General features: G+C 42.9%; 20 protein-coding genes and 1 pseudogene. 20 read left to right on the forward strand and 1 reads right to left on the reverse strand.

Annotation, left to right across the window (positions count from 1 at the left end; all coding sequences use genetic code 11):
• Positions 1–66 precede the first annotated feature (66 nt).
• From BIV60_RS28700 to gucD, 16 genes are all read left to right on the forward strand, one after another.
• Positions 67–498, forward strand: a complete 432-nt coding sequence (locus BIV60_RS28700; RefSeq protein ID WP_083402369.1) for an aconitase X swivel domain-containing protein — start codon at positions 67–69, stop codon at positions 496–498.
• Between the two features lie 103 nt (positions 499–601).
• A complete protein-coding gene (locus BIV60_RS20805) occupies positions 602–1897 on the forward strand; it encodes an aconitase X (protein WP_083402370.1) in 1296 nt (431 codons plus the stop codon).
• Positions 1898–1952: 55 nt separating this feature from the next.
• A complete protein-coding gene (locus BIV60_RS20810) occupies positions 1953–3107 on the forward strand; it encodes a branched-chain amino acid ABC transporter substrate-binding protein (protein WP_071357635.1) in 1155 nt (384 codons plus the stop codon).
• Positions 3108–3164: 57 nt separating this feature from the next.
• Positions 3165–4061 carry a branched-chain amino acid ABC transporter permease gene (locus BIV60_RS20815; protein WP_071357636.1) on the forward strand — a complete coding sequence of 299 codons (897 nt, stop codon included), beginning with the start codon at positions 3165–3167 and terminating at the stop codon, positions 4059–4061.
• Between the two features lie 3 nt (positions 4062–4064).
• Positions 4065–5036: a branched-chain amino acid ABC transporter permease gene (locus BIV60_RS20820; RefSeq protein WP_071357637.1), complete on the forward strand. Its 972-nt coding sequence runs from the start codon at positions 4065–4067 to the stop codon at positions 5034–5036.
• The gene (locus BIV60_RS20825; protein WP_071357638.1) at positions 5023–5793 is read left to right on the forward strand and encodes an ABC transporter ATP-binding protein; all 771 of its coding nucleotides are present in this window, start codon (positions 5023–5025) and stop codon (positions 5791–5793) included. The genes BIV60_RS20820 and BIV60_RS20825 overlap by 14 nt, the downstream gene beginning before the upstream one ends.
• Positions 5790–6506 (forward strand): ABC transporter ATP-binding protein, encoded by a 717-nt coding sequence (locus BIV60_RS20830; protein WP_071357639.1) that lies wholly within the window; start codon positions 5790–5792, stop codon positions 6504–6506. The genes BIV60_RS20825 and BIV60_RS20830 overlap by 4 nt, the downstream gene beginning before the upstream one ends.
• Before the next feature lie 37 nt (positions 6507–6543).
• Positions 6544–7425, forward strand: coding sequence for a dihydrodipicolinate synthase family protein (locus BIV60_RS20835; protein WP_071357640.1), 882 nt, complete (start codon positions 6544–6546; stop codon positions 7423–7425).
• A gap of 67 nt (positions 7426–7492) precedes the next feature.
• Positions 7493–7774, forward strand: a complete 282-nt coding sequence (locus tag BIV60_RS20840) for a (2Fe-2S)-binding protein (protein ID WP_071357651.1) — start codon at positions 7493–7495, stop codon at positions 7772–7774.
• Positions 7761–8102: a (2Fe-2S)-binding protein gene (locus tag BIV60_RS20845; RefSeq protein WP_071357641.1), complete on the forward strand. Its 342-nt coding sequence runs from the start codon at positions 7761–7763 to the stop codon at positions 8100–8102. Before BIV60_RS20840 ends, BIV60_RS20845 begins: the two co-directional genes overlap by 14 nt.
• Entirely contained in the window at positions 8099–9337 is a 1239-nt protein-coding gene (locus tag BIV60_RS20850; protein WP_071357642.1) for an NAD(P)/FAD-dependent oxidoreductase, read from the forward strand. Before BIV60_RS20845 ends, BIV60_RS20850 begins: the two co-directional genes overlap by 4 nt.
• A 126-nt stretch (positions 9338–9463) precedes the next feature.
• On the forward strand, positions 9464–10651 hold the full coding sequence (locus BIV60_RS20855) for an NAD(P)/FAD-dependent oxidoreductase (RefSeq protein ID WP_071357643.1): 1188 nt from the start codon (positions 9464–9466) through the stop codon (positions 10649–10651).
• 19 nt (positions 10652–10670) lie between these two features.
• A complete protein-coding gene (locus BIV60_RS20860; RefSeq protein WP_071357652.1) occupies positions 10671–11693 on the forward strand; it encodes a proline racemase family protein in 1023 nt (340 codons plus the stop codon).
• A gap of 12 nt (positions 11694–11705) precedes the next feature.
• Complete coding sequence (locus BIV60_RS20865; RefSeq protein ID WP_071357644.1) at positions 11706–12710, forward strand: proline racemase family protein; 1005 nt, start codon at positions 11706–11708, stop codon at positions 12708–12710.
• A 17-nt stretch (positions 12711–12727) separates the two neighbouring features.
• The gene (locus tag BIV60_RS20870) at positions 12728–13705 is read left to right on the forward strand and encodes an NAD(P)-binding domain-containing protein (RefSeq protein WP_071357645.1); all 978 of its coding nucleotides are present in this window, start codon (positions 12728–12730) and stop codon (positions 13703–13705) included.
• Between the two features lie 27 nt (positions 13706–13732).
• Complete coding sequence (gene gucD, locus BIV60_RS20875; protein WP_071357646.1) at positions 13733–15199, forward strand: alpha-ketoglutaric semialdehyde dehydrogenase GucD; 1467 nt, start codon at positions 13733–13735, stop codon at positions 15197–15199.
• 274 nt (positions 15200–15473) lie between these two features.
• Here the strand turns inward: gucD and BIV60_RS20880 are convergent, their stop codons facing one another.
• Complete coding sequence (locus BIV60_RS20880; RefSeq protein WP_071357653.1) at positions 15474–16733, reverse strand: dicarboxylate/amino acid:cation symporter; 1260 nt, start codon at positions 16731–16733, stop codon at positions 15474–15476.
• Positions 16734–16958: 225 nt separating this feature from the next.
• Here BIV60_RS20880 and BIV60_RS20885 point away from each other — a divergent pair, with 225 nt between their 5' ends.
• The 4 genes and pseudogenes from BIV60_RS20885 to BIV60_RS20900 form a co-directional block, all read left to right on the forward strand.
• Positions 16959–17636 (forward strand): response regulator, encoded by a 678-nt coding sequence (locus BIV60_RS20885; protein WP_256218485.1) that lies wholly within the window; start codon positions 16959–16961, stop codon positions 17634–17636.
• 30 nt (positions 17637–17666) lie between these two features.
• Complete coding sequence (dcuS, locus tag BIV60_RS20890; protein WP_071357647.1) at positions 17667–19283, forward strand: DcuS/MalK family sensor histidine kinase; 1617 nt, start codon at positions 17667–17669, stop codon at positions 19281–19283.
• 82 nt (positions 19284–19365) lie between these two features.
• Positions 19366–20868, forward strand: coding sequence for a helix-turn-helix domain-containing protein (locus BIV60_RS20895; protein ID WP_071357648.1), 1503 nt, complete (start codon positions 19366–19368; stop codon positions 20866–20868).
• Between the two features lie 205 nt (positions 20869–21073).
• Positions 21074–21525, forward strand: a pseudogene (locus BIV60_RS20900) (urocanate hydratase); the annotation flags it as partial.

Below are 21525 nucleotides of genomic sequence, written 5' to 3' on the forward strand. Positions count from 1 at the left end.
TCATTGTCAATATAATAAAACATCTCCTAGTCAACACCCTTATCCATAAATAAAGGGGTTGTAAATATGACTTCTAGTAAACTCCTATACAAAAAAGGTCAGGTCCTGGTAGATGGACAATCCGAAGGACAAGTTTTAGCCACTAACTTTCCCCTAAGCTTTTGGGGAGGTATAAATCCCGCAACAGGAGAAATTATTGACCGGCATCATCCACTATCCAAAGAAAATGTGACAGGAAAGGTTTTGGTATTACCGACAGGAAGAGGTTCCTGTACTGGAAGCGGAATACTTCTTGAAGCGATTTTTTCTGACCACGCACCCGCAGCGATTTTGTTAAGGCAGCTAGACGAAATCATATCCCTCGGCTCCATTGTTGCCGACGAATTTTTGCAAAAATCCATCCCAATCCTTGTATTAACCTCCGAAGACTTTGAAGATGCGTTAAAAGCAAAATATGCTTTTATTGATAAAAAAGGAAAAGTAAAATTACAAATCTAGCACCACGACCAACCCAAAAATCAAATGGACCCACAATAATCTGAATGGAGGGTGGTTAAAGGAAAAACATAAAACCCAAGATTATAATTGGCAGGTGTCACAAATGCAGGTTGAATTAACGAAACATGATCGAAACATTCTTGCTGGAAAGGATGGCAAAGCGAAGCAGTTGGCCATGAAGGTAATTGTTCGGATGGCTGAAATACAAGGGGCGGAAAAGTTGATTGATATCGAATGCGCCCATATTGATGGCTGCATTTATACTGGCCCCGCCAGTCTTCATTTTGCCGAAACCCTTGCTGAACTGGGCGGAAGGGTAACTGTGCCGACCACAATGAATGCCATCTCCATCGACCGAAAGCGCTGGAAGGACCAGGGAGTCGATGCCAAATGGGCACATTCTGCTCAAAGGCTTGCTGATGCCTATCTTAGAATGGGAGCCACGCCGACATTTACCTGTGCTCCTTACTTGCTGCCGGAAAAACCGAAAAAAGGGATGGAAATCGCATGGGCTGAATCAAATGCAGTTGTTTATGCCAATAGTGTCATAGGTGCAAAAACAAACCGCTATGGGGATTTAATGGATATCTGCGCTGCCATTACTGGCCGCGTTCCTCTGACAGGACTCCATCTTGAAAAAAACAGAAAAGGGACAATGATCATTGATGTCGGTGAGATAAAGGATATTGATTCCTTCTTTTACCCTGTTTTTGGTTATCTTGTCGGCCAAAAGGTAAATGGTGGAGTACCGGTGATTACGGGTCTAAACCATACCCCTTCAGCAGATGATTTAAAGGCGTTTGGGGCTGCCTGTGCAACAGCCGGTTCTGTAGGAATGTTTCATATTGTCGGAATTACACCTGAAGCGCCAACAATAGACCACGCTTTAGGCAAAAAAGCTCCAGCTTCCATACATAAAATTACAAAAGGAGAACTTCAGGAAGTATGGGAGAAGCTATCTTCCGGTACAGAAGAAAAAGTTGATATGATCACCCTTGGAAGTCCGCATTTTTCCTATGAGGAATGCGAACTTTTGGCAGAAATCATCGAACACGAAGCAGAACAAGCACAAGTGATTACTGAAAAAAAATCTCCTCTAAAAGTCCAGTCAGAATTCATCATCACGACCTCCCGTTATGTATATCAAAAAGCCCTCAACAACGGTTTAGCAGAAAAAATAGAGAATTTTGGAGCGAAGTTTTTGACCGATACTTGTTTATGTATGATCAATACCCCGGTTATCCCGGAAAAGTGTCAAACATTAATGACGAACTCGGCAAAATATGCTCATTATGCACCAGGTCTTGTCAATCGCAAGATTTATTTTACTAGTATAAAAGATTGTGTACGCTCTGCAATTGAAGGGATTCCGATTATTAGCCGGCCAAAATGGCTTTAAAATTGATGAAACCGTTTCCAAAACTCTATGTTCGAAAAAGAAAGGGGAAAATAGAATGAGCAAGTGGCTCTCTCGTTTAGGATTACTAGTAATTGTCATGTTGATGATTACTGCATGTTCCTCAAAAACAGGAGGATCAGATTCCTCAAGCGGCAAAGATAAAGGTGGAGAAATTTTGATTGGAACGCTAACCCCAATCACCGGATCCAGTGCAAAAATGGGTGAAGATATGAACAATGCAATTCAAATGGCTGCGGATGAAATCAATACTGCCGGTGGAATCAACGGTAAGAAAATCAAGCTTGTTAAAGAGGACGAGGGCTGTGATCCGCAAATTGCTACGGCCGGTGCCAACAAACTTGTATCAAAGGATGTCGTGGCAGTTGTCGGCGGATACTGCTCAGGTGCCGTTCTGCCGGCATCAGGCGTGATGAACCAAGCGAATCTCCCTTGGATTTTAACAGCTGCAAACTCTGCAAAAATTCCGGAGCAAGGCTTTAAGGATATTTTTCTATTAAATAGTACGGCACCAGCACAGGCAAAGTCTGCTGCTGAATATATGGTGAACAAGTTAGGTGCTAAAAAAATCGCGATTATCAACGATAATTCCGCTTATGCCGTCGATTTGGCGGAAAGAACAAGAGATGAAGTTAAAGGTATGGGGGCTAATGTTGTAGCATTTGACGCAGTAAACCCGGAAGAAAAAGATTTTAACTCACTTATGACAAAACTTAAGGAACTGAAACCAGATGCTACCTACTGGACTGGATATTATAATGTCGGCGGACTATTGGCAAAACAGTTCCATCAGGCTGGTGTTTCCGGTGCCTTTGGTGTAGGCGATGGCTCGAACGACCCGACAATTATTAAAATCGCCGGAAAGGAAAATGCTGAAGGATTATTTGTAACGACTACCCCAACGCCGCAATTCCAAGAAAGTGCCAAGGATTGGATTCCGAAATATAAAGAAAAATTTGGTGCCGATCCAGGACCATACTCTGCAATCTCTTATGACGGTATGAGAGTAATGGCCGATGCCATCAAACGTGCAGGTTCAACGGACAAAGATAAAATTATCAAGGCCTTAAGCGAAACAAACGGATATGATACGTTCAGCGGTCCATTGAAATTTAAGGAAAATGGCGAAACAGCTACATCAAACTTTGTTGTCTTAATTGTTAAAAATGGACAAATGACATTGGCGCAGTAAATAAAATAGGGGTTCCCGGGTTAAACCGGGAACTCTCACAAAGAAAGGGGGATCTTAATGGATATATTTATACAGCAATGTATAAATGCTGTGATCATCGGCTGTTTTTACAGTTTAATTGCCTTGGGCTATACGATGGTGTTTGGTGTCATCAGACTATTGAATTTCGCTCATGGTGATATTTTTATGGTCGGTTCATTCGTTGGTTTCACCGCTCTATCTTTTTTGACTGGTATGCCTAGTTTACTAGGTGTAGGGCTGGCATTATTAATTTCAATGATTGTAGTTGGATTATTTGGTGTCGTCATTGAAAGAATTGCCTATCGCCCCCTTTTTAACGCACCATCACGTTTGGCGGTTTTAATCACAGCCGTTGGGGTCTCGTTATTTTTACAAAATGGAATCATGCTTTCCTATGGGGCCAGTTTTCGTGTTTATCCTGTTCATCTTTCAAATAAAGGGTTTCATATCCTCGGAGCAAATCTATCCTATATACAATTGGGCATAATCATTTTCTCTATTCTCATGATGGTAGCATTACATATTTTTATTAACAAAACATTGTACGGAAAAGCAATGCGATCGATTGCTATTGATTCAACAGCCACTTCACTAATGGGAATTGCCGTTCATAGAATCATTGCCATAACGTTCTTCATTGGTTCCTCGCTTGCAGCCGCAGCAGGGGTGATGGACGGGGTTTATTATGGACAAATCAATTTCCTAATGGGATTTATCATTGGTTTAAAAGCTTTCACCGCAGCGGTTATCGGCGGAATCGGCAGCATCAAAGGAGCAATGCTCGGCGGTTTGCTGCTTGGAATTGTAGAAACGGTTGGAACCGTTTATGTAGGCAGCGCCTGGAAGGATGTCTTCGCGTTTGGAATATTGATCCTTTTACTAGTGTTTAAACCAACCGGTATTCTTGGCGAAAACGAAGTGGAAAGGGTGTAGCTTATGAACAAAACGGTTTTGAAAGTTGCAGCCCTTGGTGTACTCGTTCTTGTACTGGCATTAATGCCTGTTGTTTCAGACAATTATTGGATTGATGTTGCACTTATGGCAATGATTTATATCATTCTTGCCTTAGGTTTAAACATAGTCGTTGGTTATTGCGGATTGCTAGATTTAGGATTTTCGGCATTTTTTGCAGTGGGCGCCTATACAACCGGTATTTTAATGACGCAATACCATATTTCTTTTTGGATTGCGATTGTTGTTTCTGCCTTTTTATCCGCGATTGCGGGAATCATCATCGGGGCACCGACACTGCGCCTCAGAAGTGACTATTTGGCGATCGTAACATTAGGGTTTGGTGAAATTGTCCGAATCTCGGCCATCAATCTTCATTTTACCGGCGGTGCTTCCGGAATCTTCGGGATTCCAAAACCTTCGATTGGTTCATTCCAATTAACAGGTCTGACCGGAGTTTATTATCTTGCCTTTATTGCGGTTCTTGTGATGATCTTTATTGTCAGACGGCTCGGAGATTCCCGTTTAGGCCGGGCCTGGAAATATATTCGCGAGGATGAAGATGCAGCGGAGGCAATGGGAATCAACCGCTGGAAGACAAAACTATTAGCCTATATTTTCGGAGCGATTGTCGGCGGCTTTGGTGGATCGATTTTTGCGGTGAAAATGACGGCAATTTCTCCGCAAAGCTTTAATTTTACCCAATCAGCGATGATTTTACTAGCTGTTGTTCTAGGGGGATTGGGCAGAATTCCAGGTATGGTTCTCGGTGCGGTATTTGTCATCCTGCTTCCGGAAGTAATGCGTGATTTTGCCGACTGGCGCTTACTTATTTTTGGCGGGCTGCTTGTAGTTATGATGATTTTCCGCCCGGAAGGATTGTGGCCGTCCGCAAAGGAAAAGACACCTGCTTCGTCTGGTAAAGAAACGGAGGCGGATCAAAATGTCGCTGGTTAGTATCGAAAATGTAACTTTACAGTTTGGCGGACTGAAGGCCGTGGATGATGTCAGTTTTACGATTGAAAAAGGCAAAATTATTGGGCTCGTTGGACCGAACGGGGCCGGTAAAACCTCGATGTTCAATATTATTACGGGGTTCTATAAACCTAGTATAGGAAATATCATTTTTGAAGGGAAAAATATCGTTCGGAAAAAACCAAGTAAAATCACTGAATTGGGAATGGCACGAACATTTCAAAACATCCGTCTTTTTCCTTTATTGACAGTTCTTGAAAATGTGATGAGCGGGATGCACAGCAAAACTAGACAAGGATATCTAGGCGCCATTTTCCGTACACCTGCACAACGGAAAGAAGAAGAGTTAATCAAGGCGGTGGCGGAATCAGCGATGGAATTTGTCGGTGTCAGCCAATATGCAAACCGCCTTGCGAAAAATCTTCCATATGGCTTGCAGCGCAAGGTGGAAATCGCAAGAGCCCTGGCAACACAACCGAAATTATTACTGCTTGATGAACCGGCTGCAGGATTGAACAAAGGAGAACGAGATGACCTCATTAAGTTAATCCAAAGAATTCACAAGGAATATGATTTGACGATTTTTATTATTGAACATGATATCGGTCTTGTAAGTAAACTAGTAGATTATGTAACCGTTTTGGATTATGGGAAAAAAATTGCTGATGGCAGACCGGAAGAAGTTTTCCAAAATCAATTGGTCATCGAAGCCTATTTAGGAAAGGAGGAGGATGAATGAGCAGACCCGTCCTGGAATTGAAAAGTGTTGACTCCTATTATGGAAAAATTCAGGCGCTTGAATCGGTCAGTGCGGCTATTTATCCAGGTGAAATTGTGACGATGCTGGGCAGTAACGGTGCCGGAAAAAGTACCTTGCTAAAAACAATTTCCGGTCTTGTCAAAACGCAAAATGGTTCGATTACCTTTTTAGGGCAGGATATTACGAAATTACGGCCAAATGAAATTGTTGAGCTGGGGATTGTCCATGTTCCGGAGGGCAGACGGATTTTCGGCACAATGACCGTTCTGGAAAACCTGGAACTGGGCGGCTTTACCCAAAGGAAGAAAAAAAATCATATAAAGGAAAATGTGGAAAATATTTTTGAACTGTTTCCGCGGTTAAAGGAGAGGGCGAAACAAAAGGCAGGCACGCTGTCCGGCGGGGAACAGCAAATGTTGGCGATTGGCCGCGGCTTGATGGTGGAGCCGAAGCTGTTGATGCTCGATGAACCATCAATGGGACTTGCCCCAATTATTGTTAAAGAAATCATGAAAATTATCCGGAATATCAATAACCAGGGCACAACTATTTTACTGGTGGAACAGAACGCAAGAGCAGCATTGAAGCTTGCGACAAGAGGGTATGTGTTGGAGACGGGCTCGATGACGATGGAGGGAACGGCTACGGAACTGCAAGAGGATCGTAAAGTGGTTAATGCTTACTTGGCATAAAATAAAAATTTTACCCATATGAGAGGAGAATGCGAAAATGACAAAGTTTTCAGGTGTTTATGTGGCAATTATTACCCCTTTTACAGAGGCTTATCAGGTTGACTATAAGCGGTTGGAGGAGCATGTGGATTGGTTGATTACGGAAGGTGTGCATGGAATTATCCCGGCAGGATCGGTTGGAGAGTACGCTTCACTAACCGCTGAGGAGAGGGCAAAAGTGGTTGAAACGGTAATTGGTGCGGCAAATGGCAGAGTGCCGGTTGTAGTCGGTACAGGTGCTCCGTCTACTGAACAGGCAGCCGGATGGGCACGTCATGCAAAAGCCGCTGGCGCTGCTGGAATTATGGCACTGCCGCCGATTAATTATAATCCAACCGAGGCGGAGATATTTGCCCATTATGAAGCATTGTCTGAAGCCGGTATTCCGATTATCGCTTATAACAATCCACATGATTACAAAGTCGATTTAACCCCTAATTTACTGAAACGCTTGTCAGCGATTGACAATGTGGTGGCCGTGAAAGAATTCTCCGGTGATGTCCGCCGCGTGCATGATATTTTGGCCAAAACCGATTTAGAGGTTTTGATTGGTGTAGACGATTTAGCGATGGAAGGACCGATTGCAGGGGCAACTGGCTGGATTGCTGGATTTCCGAACGTTTTCCCGCGTGAAGGGGTACGGATTTTTGAACTTGCCTCACAGGGCAGGGTGAAAGAAGCACTGGAGCTTTATCGACCATCGCTGCCACTCTACCATTATGATGCGAAACCGCAGCTTGTTCAGGCGATTAAATACTCAATGGAGCTTGCCGGAAGACCAGTGGGGCCAACCCGTCCGCCAAGAATGCCGCTTCCAGAAAGTGAGCTTCAAAAAGTAAAAGAGGCGTTTGAGCAGGCAGCAACTGTGAAGGTGAATTAATGAGTCGAAGGCTTTAGGGGGAGGTAGCATGTCCCCCTAAATTCGCTCAGAAAGCGTGGTGTTCATTATGGAGAAACAGAAAACGGTTGTCTGTCGCTGTGAAGAGGTATTTTTGGAGGATTTAGTCGAGACCCTTCAAGCACACGGGTGTTCTTCAAGGGAACTGAAACTTCGTACAAGGGCCGGAATGGGATATTGCGGTGGGCGGACCTGCCGGAATCTGATTGACAATATCGTTGGAAGACAAACGAAGAAAGATCGGCCGGACGAAATTCCACTCGGTTATCAGCCGCCTGTTCGTCCGATCCAATTTTTTATGATGGGGAATGATTCCTATGGAAAAAAATAATCGGGTCATCCATCATCCTATTTTAGGAGATTTAAAGTTTAGAAGTCTGATCAATTTTACGTTTAACGAAAAGGTATACAGTGGTTTTGAAGGGGAAACCATTGCGGCGGCACTTCTTGCCAGCGGGGTTCGAACATTACGGTGTCAGGAAGAGACCGGAACACCGCGCGGAATCTATTGTAATATTGGCCATTGCTATGAATGCCGGGTGCAAGTAGATGGAGTATTGGGTGTACGGGCCTGTTTAACTCCGATCAAGGAAGGAATGGACGTATGGTCAGGAGAAAAACTGCCTGCCCCGTTTAAGAAAGAAGGCGATGCATTGTGATTGATGTGCTCATTGTAGGGGCGGGACCTGCAGGTATTTCAGCTTCGATTGTCTGTGCCCGAGCCGGATTAAACGTGAAGGTGGTTGATGAATTTGTCAGAGCCGGAGGCAGGTTGCTAGGTCAATTACATGAGGAACCAAATAGAAAATGGTGGAATGGAATCGAGATCGCAGAACGTCTTGTTGCAGAAGCACGTGTATTAGGTGTGGAATTTGAAATGGGCGTTTCCGTTTATAACCTGAAGCAATTAGGAGATGAATGGAAAGTATATACCACGAAAGAAACGGTTAGGGTTAAAGCATTACTGCTTGCGACGGGAGCTGCCGAGACAGCATTGCCAATTGCCGGCTGGACGCTTCCGGGGGTTATGTCCATCGGGGCGGCCCAGGTAATGACGAATGTTCATCGGGTACGGCCAGGACAAAGGGGTGTAATTGTCGGAGTCAATATTTTATCAACAGCGATTGCCCGGGAACTCGTTTTAGCAGGAGTAGAAGTCGAGTCGATGCTGCTGCCGGCGAAAAGTCTGATGACCGAAGAAGATGGAGACCCGGGAAAGGTAATGGAATCATTATTACGAGTCGCTCATCTTGCCCCCTCTAAAATTCTTCGTTTTGGAAGCGGGTTGATGAAATCAGCGTCGATGAAAAGACTGGGTTTGAAATTTTATCCAAAAAGCGGCTTTCGAGTCTGGGGAATACCCGTTAAGCTACGGCAGGCGGTAGTTGAAATTGCCGGGTCGAAGCAGGTTGAAGGAGTTCGAGTTGTTGATATCGATGTGGAGGGAAATCCTGTTGAAGGCTCGGAACGATTAATTGCCGCGGATTTTGTTTGTATTGCCGGGGGCTTGTATCCTCTCGTGGAATTAGCGGCGGTGGCAGGATGCTCTTTCCGCTATATTGAAGAGCTTGGAGGGCATGTCCCGGTTCACAATGAAAAAATGAAAACGGGTTTAAAAGGGCTGTATGTTGCCGGAAATATTACCGGGATTGAAAGCGCAAAGGTTGCCATAGCACAGGGGGAGGTAGCCGGTTATTCCATTGCCTTGGACTTACTTTTGAATCGTTCCTTTGAGGGGCCGTTAAGGGCTGCACTGGAAAAGGTTGAATCTACTCGGCAAAATGCTGAAATTCAATTTCATCCTGAGATTGAAAAAGGCAGAGAGCAGATGGAAATGGCGTTTAAGGTTTTGGAAGCGGAAACGAGAAATCAACTTTACGCGAAAAAGGGGTAGCTTTTTCGCGGGAGAATGCGGCATCGCAGATAAATAGTCTCGGAACGCAGATAAAATCCGTAATAACGCAGATAGAATCTGTTGTTGCGCAGATAAATATAATGCTTTTACAAATGAGGGATAACCATGAAAACACATTCAGAGGTTGTAATCATCGGGGGCGGGATCATCGGAGCCGCAATTGCCTACTATACTTCGAAACTAGGCTTCGATGTGACCGTCATTGAAAAAAATGAATTAGCAAGCGGCACCTCTTCCCGCTGTGACGGAAATATTTTAGCCATTGATAAAGATCCGGGATTTGACTCGGAAATGTCCTTACATAGTCAAAAATTGGTTCATGAATTAAGCAAGGAGCTGTCATCGGAATTTGAATACCGGGCACCGGGTAGCATTCTCGTATGTGAAACAGAAGAAGAAATGATTGCTGCTGAGAAATGGGTGGACCGCCAAAACAAAACGGGAGTCCCCATGCGTCTGCTCGACCGCACGGATATCAGACAGGATTCCGCGTATTTCGCTGAGGATCTTTTAGGCGGTTTGGAATGCCCCTCTGATTCTACTGTGAATCCGTATCTATTAACCTATGCATTATTTGAGGGGGCGCAAAAATTTGGAGCCAAAATGGTGAAAAACACAGAAGTACGAGCTGTAAAAAAAGTACTGGCCGATGATGTTTTTCATGTTTCGACAACAAATGGCGATTTCACTGCCAAAAGGGTGGTGAATGCCGGGGGAATTTGGGCGCCCAAACTGGCTGAAATGGTAGGAGTGGACCTCCCCATCCAGCCGCGCAAAGGTCATATCATTGTTGCCTCTCGCAATCTCCCAATTGGCCTCAGAAAAGTAATGGAATTTGGTTATTTGCTATCCAAATTTGGCGGGGATCGCAAGGTTGATGACGAAACGGAAAAATATGGGGTTGCATTGGTTTTTGAACCGACCGTCAGCCAAAACTTTTTAATTGGCTCAAGCCGGCAATTCGTCGGGTTCAATACGAAAGTTGATATGGATGTCGTCCACTGTATTGCCAGAAGGGCGGTACGATTCTATCCGAAACTAAGGGAAATGAACTTTATTAGGGCTTATTCTGGATTACGGCCGTGGACGCCGGACCATTTACCTGTGATTTCTCATGTGGAAGAAGTCCCCGGTTATTATATCGCCGCCGGGCATGAAGGGGATGGCATTAGTCTTGCTGCAGTAACAGGCAAGCTGATTTCCGAAATGATAGAAGGACGGGAAGAAACGATTATTCCGCTTGAACCCCTTCGGCATAATCGCTTTACGCCTTCTTATACTCTTAAACATTAGAAATGAGGTGGGATAGGTGATTTCTGCGAAAAAAATGTTTACGACAATCGACACACATACCGGAGGGAATCCGACGCGCACTGTTACAAGTGGTCTTCCGAAGCTAACTGGCAACACGATGTCTGAAAAGATGCTGCAAATGAAAAATCAATATGATTGGATTCGCAAATTTTTAATGAATGAGCCTCGAGGACATGGGGTGATGTCAGGCGCATTATTAACTGATCCCTGCCATCCCGATGCGGATGTGGGTGTAATTTTTATCGAAACCGGCGGATATTTGCCGATGTGCGGCCATGACACGATTGGTGTTTGTACAGCCCTAATCGAATCAGGGATGGTAGAGGCTGTTGAGCCCATTACGTACATTACATTAGACACACCTGCAGGCTTAGTCAAAACGGAGATTTTAGTTGAAAATGACAAGGCAAAACAGGTCACCTTCCGAAATATTGAGTCCTTCTTATATGAATCGATTAAGGTTGCGGTCGACGGTTTCGGTGAAATTGATTGTGATATAGCGTACGGGGGCAATTTTTACGGGATTATTGATGCATGTAAATTGAATTTGGAGCTGGTTACGGCAAATGCCTCCGAGATTATTGAAAAAGCAATAGGGATTCGTAAAACCATCAACCAGCAGCACAACATCGTTCATCCGGTTTTTCCTTTTATCCACGGCTTGACTCACATCGAATTTTATACCGATCCGGTCCATCCGGATGCTGATGTAAAAAACACGGTCGTGGTGCCTCCGGGAGGGATTGACCGCTCTCCATGCGGAACGGGGACTTCTGCAAAATTGGCTGTGTTATTTAATAAAGGAGATTTGGCCATTGGTGAAGAATTTGTTCATGAAAGCATCGTTGGTTCGTTATTTAAGGCACGCATTTTGGAAACGAGTGAGGTTCAGGGCTATCCGGCAGTCATTCCGGAAATATCGGGATCAGCATGGGTAATGGGCTTTCATACATTCCTTTATAACGAGGAAGACGAATTAAATGAAGGGTTTTTATTAATTCCTGCTGCGGAGGATCATTAAGGAGGGAGAGCGGTGAAGTTTACAAAGCATTTTTCAACCGTTGATATGCATACCGGCGGCGAGCCTTTTCGAATTATTACATCAGGTGTTCCTTTTTTAAAAGGTGATACCATTTTGGAAAAGCGTGCTTATTTTAAAAAATATCATGACGAGATTCGGAGAGTGTTGATGTTCGAACCAAGGGGGCATCATGGTATGTATGGCTGTGTAATCACCCAGCCGGAACGGGAGGATTCTGATTTCGGGATTCTATTTATGCATAATGAAGGGTTTAGTACGATGTGCGGGCATGGCACTATTGCTGCCGTTACTTATGCGATTGAAAGCGGGCTGGTAGCAGCAACGGGTGAGGAAACGCAAGTAGTAATTGATAGTCCTGCAGGGAAATTGACAGCTTATGCACAGTGTGAAGGCACAAAAGTTAAGTCGGTATCATTCGAAAATGTTCCTTCCTTTGTTTTTCATGAAAATTTCTCTGTAGTGGTGGATGGGAAAAATTATACGGTTGATATAGCTTATGGAGGAGCCTTTTATGCGATTGTGGATGCCAAAGAATTTGGCCAAAAGGTCGACATTGAGCATCTTCCAGCATTGCAAAAAATTGGTATGGAAATTAAGCGGGAAATTGAGTCCTCAATTGAGGTGGTTCATCCGTTTGAAAAGGATATAAATGGTATTTACGGGGTTGTTTTTACTGATAAGCCGGAGCTTGAAGATTCGGATTCAAGGAATGTGACAATTTTTGCCGACGGTCAGGTGGACCGCTCTCCATGTGGCAGCGGGACAGGTGCACGAGTTGCACTTTTAAAGCAAAAAGGACTTCTTAAGATAGGACAGCAATTTGTTCATGAGAGTATTGTAAACAGTAAATTTGTGGCGGAAATTTTGGAAGAAACGGAATTCGGTCCATATTTGGCTGTGATTCCGAAAATCACTGGTAATGCCTTTATAACGGGAATGCATCAGTTTGTTGTCGATCCGACAGATCCGCTGCATGAAGGGTTTTTAATAGGTTAAAAGGTTGGAGGTTTGTGATGTTAGTTATAAGTGAAGCAGAGATAAAAAAAGCGATTACGATGGATGAAGTCATGAAGGCAGTAGAGGTGGCGCTAGTTGAGTATTCAGAGGGAAGGACTACGACGCCAGTAAGGACAGCAATAAGTACTTCCCAGACAGAAGGAACTGCATTGTTTATGCCATCATTGGTAGAATCAACAGGCGGCCTTGGTATTAAGTTCGTTTCCGTTTTTCCAAAGAATAAAGACAAAACCATTTACGGGGTCATGGTTTTATCGGATGTTGAAACCGGTGAACCGTTGGCATTAATGGAATCTTCCTCATTAACTGTTTTAAGGACTGGGGCAGCGTCAGGTCTGGCAACGAAGTATCTTGCCAGGGAGGATGCAAAAGTGTTGGGAGTGATCGGAACAGGAAGTCAAGCGAGAGGATTAATTGAGGCGATTTTAGAAGTGCGGCTATCTGTTTCTGAAATTCGTTTATTTAATCGAACGAAGCAAAAGGCTTCTGTGCTTGCGGAGAAATTAAAGGTCCGCTATCAGGGAATAGAGATTGTTATTGCCGACGCAGCTGATGAGGCGATTCAAGGAGCAGATATTATTGTCACAGCAACGACTTCTGAAAAACCGGTTTTTTCAGCGGAAAGTGTTAAGTCGGGAGCGCATATTAACGGGGTTGGTTCCTTTAAACCAAGCATGCAGGAAATCCCGACGGAAGTCATAACGGATGCAGCAAAGGTTGTGGTGGAATCGAAGGAAGCCGCGCTGGAGGAATGCGGCGATTTAATCAATCCCATTGAAGCGGGGCTTTTTCAAGAGGATGCCCTCTATGGGGAACTCGGTGAAATCATCAATGGAATGAAAGCTGGCAGGGAGTCGGATGGAGAAATAACGGTATTTAAATCGGTTGGCTTGGCTGCAATGGATGTGGTAGTGGCCAAGGCAATATATGATAAGGCATTGGAACTGGGGATCGGTCAAAGGGTTCAACTTTAATATATTAATAGGTGGTGTTTTGGTAGGATGCAAACGGAAGTTTTTACAAAAACATTTTTCAATTATATTAATGGTGAATGGGTCGAAAGTGAATCAGGTGAGGTGATTAAAAGTATCAATCCGGCCAACCGATATGAAGTGGTTGGGAAGGTGCAAAAGTCAACACTTACCGATTTAAAGGCTGCTGTTGAGGCAGCAAAAGCGGCGAAAAAATTATGGTGGAAGCTGGGCGGACCATCGCGTGGGACTTACCTGTTTAAAGTTGCAGATATCTTGGAGACTAATCTTGATGACATCGCTGAGACGATGACACGGGAAATGGGGAAAACTTTGGCGGAAGCTAAGGGTGAGACCGCGCGTGGTGTGGCAATTTTGCGTTATTATGCCGGTGAAGGGATGCGAAAAACCGGTGATGTCATTCCATCATCAGACAGCGGTGCCTTGATGTTTACGACAAGGGCTCCATTAGGAGTGGTCGGTGTCATTACACCATGGAATTTCCCTGTGGCGATTCCGATTTGGAAGATTGCACCTGCGTTGATTTACGGCAATACGGTTGTATTTAAACCGGCGACGGAAGCGGCAGTGACGGCGGCAAAAGTTGTGGAGTGTTTTGAAAGAGCAGGATTTCCAAAAGGTGTTTTAAACTTTGTTACTGGTTCGGGTTCTGTGATTGGAAATGGGCTCATTGAACATCCGGATATCAATGGGATTACGTTTACCGGCTCTTCGGCAACAGGGAAAAAGGTTGGGCAGGGGGCTGTAGCACGCGGCGCGAAATTCCAGCTTGAAATGGGCGGGAAAAATCCAGTGATAGTTGCGGAAGATGCGGATTTGGTGAAAGCGGTGGATGCTGTAATCAGCGGGGGGCTAAAATCGACTGGTCAAAAATGTACCTGCACAAGTCGCGTAATTGTCCTTGAAAAAGTGTATGATGCGTTTAAGGAATTGCTTCTGGAGAAGGTTCGTGAAATTAAGGTTGGTGACGGACTTGCTGAAGATTCATGGATGGGGCCTTGTGCGAGTGAGAGCCAACTAAATACCGTAAAGTATTATATTAAGGTTGCGAAGAAGGAAGGAGCCGTTTTGCTTTGCGGCGGGGATCAGCCAGCTAATCCTGAATTGAAGGATGGTTTTTATATCAATCCAACCGTTTTTGAGGGTGTATCAACTGATATGACGATTGCACAGGAAGAGATTTTCGGACCGGTTTTAGCGTTAATAAAGGTGGAATCACTGGAAAATGCGATTGAAATTGCCAATGATTCCGAATATGGATTAAGTGCATCTATTTTTACAAGCAATATTGGCAAAATGCTTACGTTTATTGATGATATGGAAGCAGGATTGGTACGGATCAACGCAGAAAGTGCCGGCGTCGAACTCCAAGCCCCATTTGGCGGAATGAAATCCTCCTCTTCCGGATCACGTGAACAAGGCGAAGCCGCCAAAGAATTCTTCACCGCCATAAAAACAGTGTTCGTTAAAGGATAGGTGACAGGCACCGTTCGTGGACAAATCAGCAATTTTGTCCGCGATGGGTGGACAATGGGAGGCAATTTTTTTATACAAGAATAAAAAACCAAGGTTGGAAAGACTATTTTGTCATTTCACAGCCTTGGTTTGTTTTGTTTGGTCCACTTAAAGAGATTAAGCATTATTTATCCGAGAAAGGCTCTATTTCTTTTGCATTTAATCTCTATGTCCATTCCACATAGACAAAATACCCTGTTTGTCCACGAATGGTGACAGGCACCATGTGCACCTCTTATGCGCTGATGTTTACTTCAGATTTTTCTGTTTCTCCTTGCGGGTGGAATTCTTTTTCCATTTTGGAAACGACAACAGTTGCTACTCCGTTACCGATTAGGTTTGTAATGGCGCGTGCTTCGGACATGAAGCGGTCGACACCGAGTAAGAGCGCGATACCTTCAACTGGAATAACCGGAAAAGCTGAAAGGGTAGCGGCAAGAGTAATGAAACCGGAACCTGTAACACCTGCTGCCCCTTTTGAAGTCAGCATTAAAATTCCTAGTAAAGTAATTTGGTGCCAAATTGTGATATCTACATGATAAGCCTGTGCAATAAAGATGGCTGCCATTGAAAGATAAATCGCAGTACCATCCAGGTTAAATGAATAACCGGTTGGTACAACAAGACCTACAACAGATTTGGAACAGCCGTATTTTTCAAGGCGTTCCATCATTCTTGGCAGTGCTGATTCAGAAGAAGAAGTACCTAGTACCAATAAAATTTCTTCTTTAATATAGGCGATGAATTTTAAAATATTGAAACCGTAAAACTTTGCAACTGCTCCTAAAACAAAGATGATAAAAATAAACATCGTCGCGTACACGCTTCCCATCAGTTTTCCAAGGGACACTAAAGAGCCGAGCCCAAAATTACCAATCGTATAAGCCATTGCCCCAAATGCGGCAACCGGAGAAAACTTCATGACAATATTAACAATTTTAAAGAAGATTTCGGTTAAATCCTCAAACAAGGCAACAACACGCTTGCCCTTTTCTCCGAAAGATGCAAGAGCAATCCCAAATAGAACAGAGAAGAATAAGATCGGAAGGAGTTGTCCATTTGCCATAGCTGCAACAAAATTATCCGGAATAATTCCTAAAATAAACTCAACAAATCCATGACTTGTTTCTTTTGCCTGTTCAGTAAACTGAGCAACATCACTGGCTTTCGCACCATGTGTATCAAAACCGGATCCAGGCTTAAGGATATTTACTAGTAATAAACCAATTGCTAATGCAATCGTAGAAATAATTTCAAAATAGAGGAGTGCTTTACCGCCAATTCGCCCAACCTTCTTTAAATCTCCCATATTTCCAATTCCAATGACAATCGTAAAAAAGACAATTGGTGCGATGACCATTTTAATCAGCTTGATAAATATATCCGCCAATACCTTTAATTCAGCCCCGAATTTTGGAAACAAGAAACCCACAATGACTCCAAGAAGAATACCTGTTAATACTTGTACCGTTAAATTTTTAAAACTAATCCTCATCCTCATCCTTGTTACACTCCTTCGTTAAAATTGTTATCGCTTTCATTCCATCTACTTACATGATAAAAGAAAATTCAGAAAAGAATGGGTTTTGGTCATATTGGTCTTATTGTTCCTTTTGTTATCTAAAAATTATTGGAAATAGTATTTACTCAATTTACTATACTGATAAAATAGGGGATTATAGTAATAGATTTAAAAGTTAAAAAACAAGGGGGAACTGCGTTGTTTCCATTAAAGGTTATTTTAGTAGAAGATGATCCAATGGTTCGGGAAGTTCACCGCCAGTTTATTGAAAGAATTGAGGGATTCACGATTATCGCTACCGCTTCAAACGGGCTTGAAGGCATTAAATTAATAAAAGACTCCCAACCAGACTTGGCGATTATCGATATTTATATGCCCCATGTTAGTGGTCTGGAAATGGTACGAGAATTGCGTTCAGAGAATGTAGCTATCGACGTAATCGCTATTACGGCCGCAAATGATATTGAAACAGTTCACCGCGTCTTGCAGCAGGGGGCGGTTGACTATATTATGAAGCCTTTTACGTTCGAAAGAATCAAAAAATCACTAGTAAACTATAAGGTATATCGAAGCAAATTAAATGGAAAAGAATCAATGGGGCAGGATGAACTGGACCAGCTTTTATTTTTAAAAAATAAAGAAGAAGAGGGAATAGAAAGCCTGCCAAAGGGACTAAACCCCAATACGTTGACCAAAATTACAACCTATCTTTCTCAGCAAAAAAATCCAGTTTCCGCTGAAGAAGTTGCGGAGGGCATTGGCATCGCCCGGGTAACAGCCCGCCGGTATCTTGATTTTTTAGAAAAAGAAGGGAAAGTGAAGATTCATGTTCATTACGGCGGTGTAGGAAGACCGGTTAATCGCTACGGAATTTAAGATTTTTAGGTCCGAGAAAGGGGGAACATCATGGAAGGGCTTGTGTATAAAAGACTCTCAAAGCCAAAAATTCACCTTCAAACAGTCATCACGTTGATGGTATGTTTTGTGGTGGTTTTGGCCTTTCTCGTAACCGATGTATTAATTTCCTATAGGATTTCGAATCAAACAGAAAAAAACCAAGCGGATAAAGCAACCCACATAGCAAAAATTGTTGCTCAGACCCCCCTTGTGATTGATGGACTTAAGGGAATAGTGGATGAAAAGGAAATCCAAAGATTTGCCAGTCAAATAAGGAAATCCACTCAAGTTGAATTTATCGTGGTGATGGATATGAACGGGATCCGCAAATCCCATCCAAATAAAACCGAAATTGGTAAGCATTTTGTCGGCGGGGATGAACAGGATGTTCTAAAAGGACAGGAGCATGTTTCGATTGCTAAAGGGACAATGGGGGTTTCGTTGCGTTCGTTTATTCCCGTTTATGATGAAAAACATAAGCAGGTTGGAGCAGTTGCCGTCGGGATTTCTTTGGAAAAAGTCAATCAAGCCGTTGAACAGAGCCGCAATATTATTTTAATTGGGACGGTTTTTGGAATTTTGGTCGGTATCATCGGGGCTCTTTTTTTGGCTAGGAAAATTAAAAAGATATTATTTGGCCTGGAACCAAGTGAAATCGCCAAAATTCTAGAAGAAAGAAGTACAATGCTTCAATCTACAAGAGAGGGAATGCTTGCGGTCGATCAGGAGGGCAGGATTACCTTGGTAAATAATGAAGCCATTCGGCTTTTTCACAAAGCAGGGATTCAGGATTCGCCAATTGGAAGAAAAATTGACGGGTATTTACCGAATTCCCGGCTGACTTCGGTCTTAAAATCAGGGGATCCTCATTATGATCAAGAGCAAGACCTCGGCGGTGCCACCATTATTACGAACCGTGTTCCCATCATAGTAAAAGGAAAAATTGTCGGTGCAATTGCTACATTCCGTGAAAAAACAGAGATCAAGCAGTTGGCGGAACAATTAACAGGGGTTAAACTCTATGCAGAAGCTCTAAGAACGCAGTCACATGAATTTATGAATAAATTGCATGTAATTTCAGGGCTGATTCATATGAAAAATTTCGAAAGGGTTTCCTCGTATATAACCGATCTTGTCGATCATCAGCAAACCGAAGTAAACTTTGTAGTCAGCCGTTTTAAGGACCCGGTTTTAGCAGGCTTTCTTTTAGGAAAACTAAGTTATGCAAGAGAGAACGGCTCTGAATTGACCATTGATGGGGAAGGGATCATACCTGAACCACTGCGCCAGGAAACAACTCATGAATTGGTAACGATTCTTGGAAACCTAATTGATAATGCTTTAGATGCACTGAAAGATTCGATGATTAAATCAGTTAATTTCAGGTTCGATTATTACGAAGGCCAACTTGTATTTGAAATCCACGATACAGGAAAAGGAATTCCGGAATCAGCTGTAGATCAACTATTTATTAAAGGGTACTCCACTAATGGGCAAGATCGTGGAATCGGCCTATATTTAGTAAAGCAAAGCATCGAATCGTTAAACGGCACCATTGAAGTCATTTCAACAGAAGGTAAAGGCACCACCTTCATCGTCTTCATGCCTTATCAAAGTAAAGAATAGGATAATGTAGTGTCCGCTAGGGGCGGACATTTTGTTGAAAAAGTCCACGGGCGGTGCCTGTCACTGAAAGGAGCTCTATTATATGGAAGGAAAATGGCTGATTGCGGATCGGGATTTGAATGAGCGGGAGGGGTTGAAGTGGTGGTTGAGGACATCTTCCATTCCGGTTACGAATATTTTGTTAGCGTCCGATTACCAGGAATTTATTGTTATATTTGAGCGAGATATCCCGGATATAGTTGTGATGGAGCTGGATATGATCGGCAGGGAAGATTGGTCTTCTTTCCGTGAGTTGTTGCAAATCTATGATCCAGTCCTCATACTTACAAGTGCCGAGTCCACGTTTGAAAAGGCCCGTTTGGCGATTGACATGCAGGCTTTAGACCTGATGATAAAACCTTTTTCGACCACAAAGGTAAATTCGGCCTTTCAAAAGGCATCCCGAAGAATTGGCAAAAAAAATAGCTCAAATGGGGGACAATATACCCATTCATATAAAGACCTATCCTATGAAGCACTATTTAATTCTCAATCCTCCGCAAGGCAAGAATATCAAATGGCGGCCTTTAAAACGGAAAATGCTGAGACAATCGGCACGCTGAGTTCCTTTTTGTCTGAATATCCATTTAAAGATCTGCATGGTGTCTTCACTCTTAGTGATATGATTGTCCTTTTGTTTCTTGAAACTTGCCCTAATATTACGGAGCAATGCCAAAAAGCAATGAGAAAGTGGGATGAGGAATTCTTAGAGCCTCTAGCGATAGTAGTTTATACGGGGAAAAATCCGGCGGTAACCATACATCAAAAATATCTTCAAACTAAGAAAATGCTAGAGTTTACCTATTATAAAGGTTATAAGCAGGTAGTTGAGTTTGAGTATTCTCCTGATTGGGTGCATATGGATCCGTTTCTAACCCCGCCAGAGCAACGGAAATGGGTAGATATGCTGAATAATTTTGATTTGGAAAAAATAAAAAAATGGCTATACGACGAATTTCTTCAGCTTCAAAATCCTTATCCTGATCCCGGATTGGTAAGAATCAGGCTAACAAGTATTCTCGCGCAAATCAGAAGGTATATGCAGACCTATAATTTGGTTGACCAGCCTCTCTATGAGCGCGAATACCGTTATATCTTTAATTCAATTTTATATGATACGGTTTTATATCGAACGGTTCAGAACCTCATCCTATTTATTCAAAAAATCTTTATTGGTGCAGAAGCGAGTTCACGGAACTATAAACAGGATCCAATCGAACGAGGAATTGCTTACATGGAAGCTAATTTTTCCAACACGAATTTGAAGCTGGAAGATGTGGCGCAGTATGTCGATCGAAATCCATCCTATTTCAGTCATCTGCTCATTTCAAAATCGGGAAAAGGCTTTACCGAAGTCCTTGCCGGCATCAGGATTAAGGAAGCAAAACGTCTTCTCATTGAGACAAGAAAGCCAATTAAAGAAATTTCTTATCTTGTCGGCTATCAAAATACGAATTATTTTAGCCGGATATTCAAAGAAACAATAGGGATGTCTCCGAGAGAATACCGCTTAAATAAAACAGAAAATCTGACTCGGGAAAATTAGGACCGTTACGGCGGTCTATTTTTTTGTAAAATCTAGATAAAATGCATGTTTCTAAAAATTTTATAGTAAATAGCCAATAATTTTTCTATAAACACGCCATATTTTGAAAAATTTTATACTTTTTCTAATGTTTCATTCGTATTTTTCAGAACATTAGCTTTATATAATGAAATCAGAGTTAAACATTAGTTAAGGGGTGTAAACAATGGAAACTAAGACATCTGAAAAAAGAGTAATTACAAACTATAAAGGCACTGAACTACATGCAAAGGGCTGGATTCAAGAAGCAGCACTCCGCATGCTTTATAATAATCTTGACCAAGAGGTAGCTGAAAGACCAGAAGATTTAGTTGTATATGGCGGGATTGGGAAAGCAGCTCGTAACTGGGAATCTTTTGATGCAATTGTGAAAACGCTTTTAGAACTTGAAGATGACGAAACAATGTTAGTTCAATCAGGTAAGCCGGTAGTTGTTTGGAAATCTCACAAAGATGCACCGCGCGTATTACTTGCTAACTCAAACCTTGTACCTGCATGGGCAAACTGGGAGCACTTCCACGAGCTTGATAAAAAAGGCTTGATGATGTACGGTCAAATGACTGCAGGAAGCTGGATTTACATTGGAAGCCAAGGAATTGTTCAAGGAACTTACGAAAC

Origin of the sequence: Bacillus sp. MUM 116, assembly GCF_001866655.1 — a bacterium.
Classification (GTDB): domain Bacteria; phylum Bacillota; class Bacilli; order Bacillales; family Cytobacillaceae; genus Neobacillus.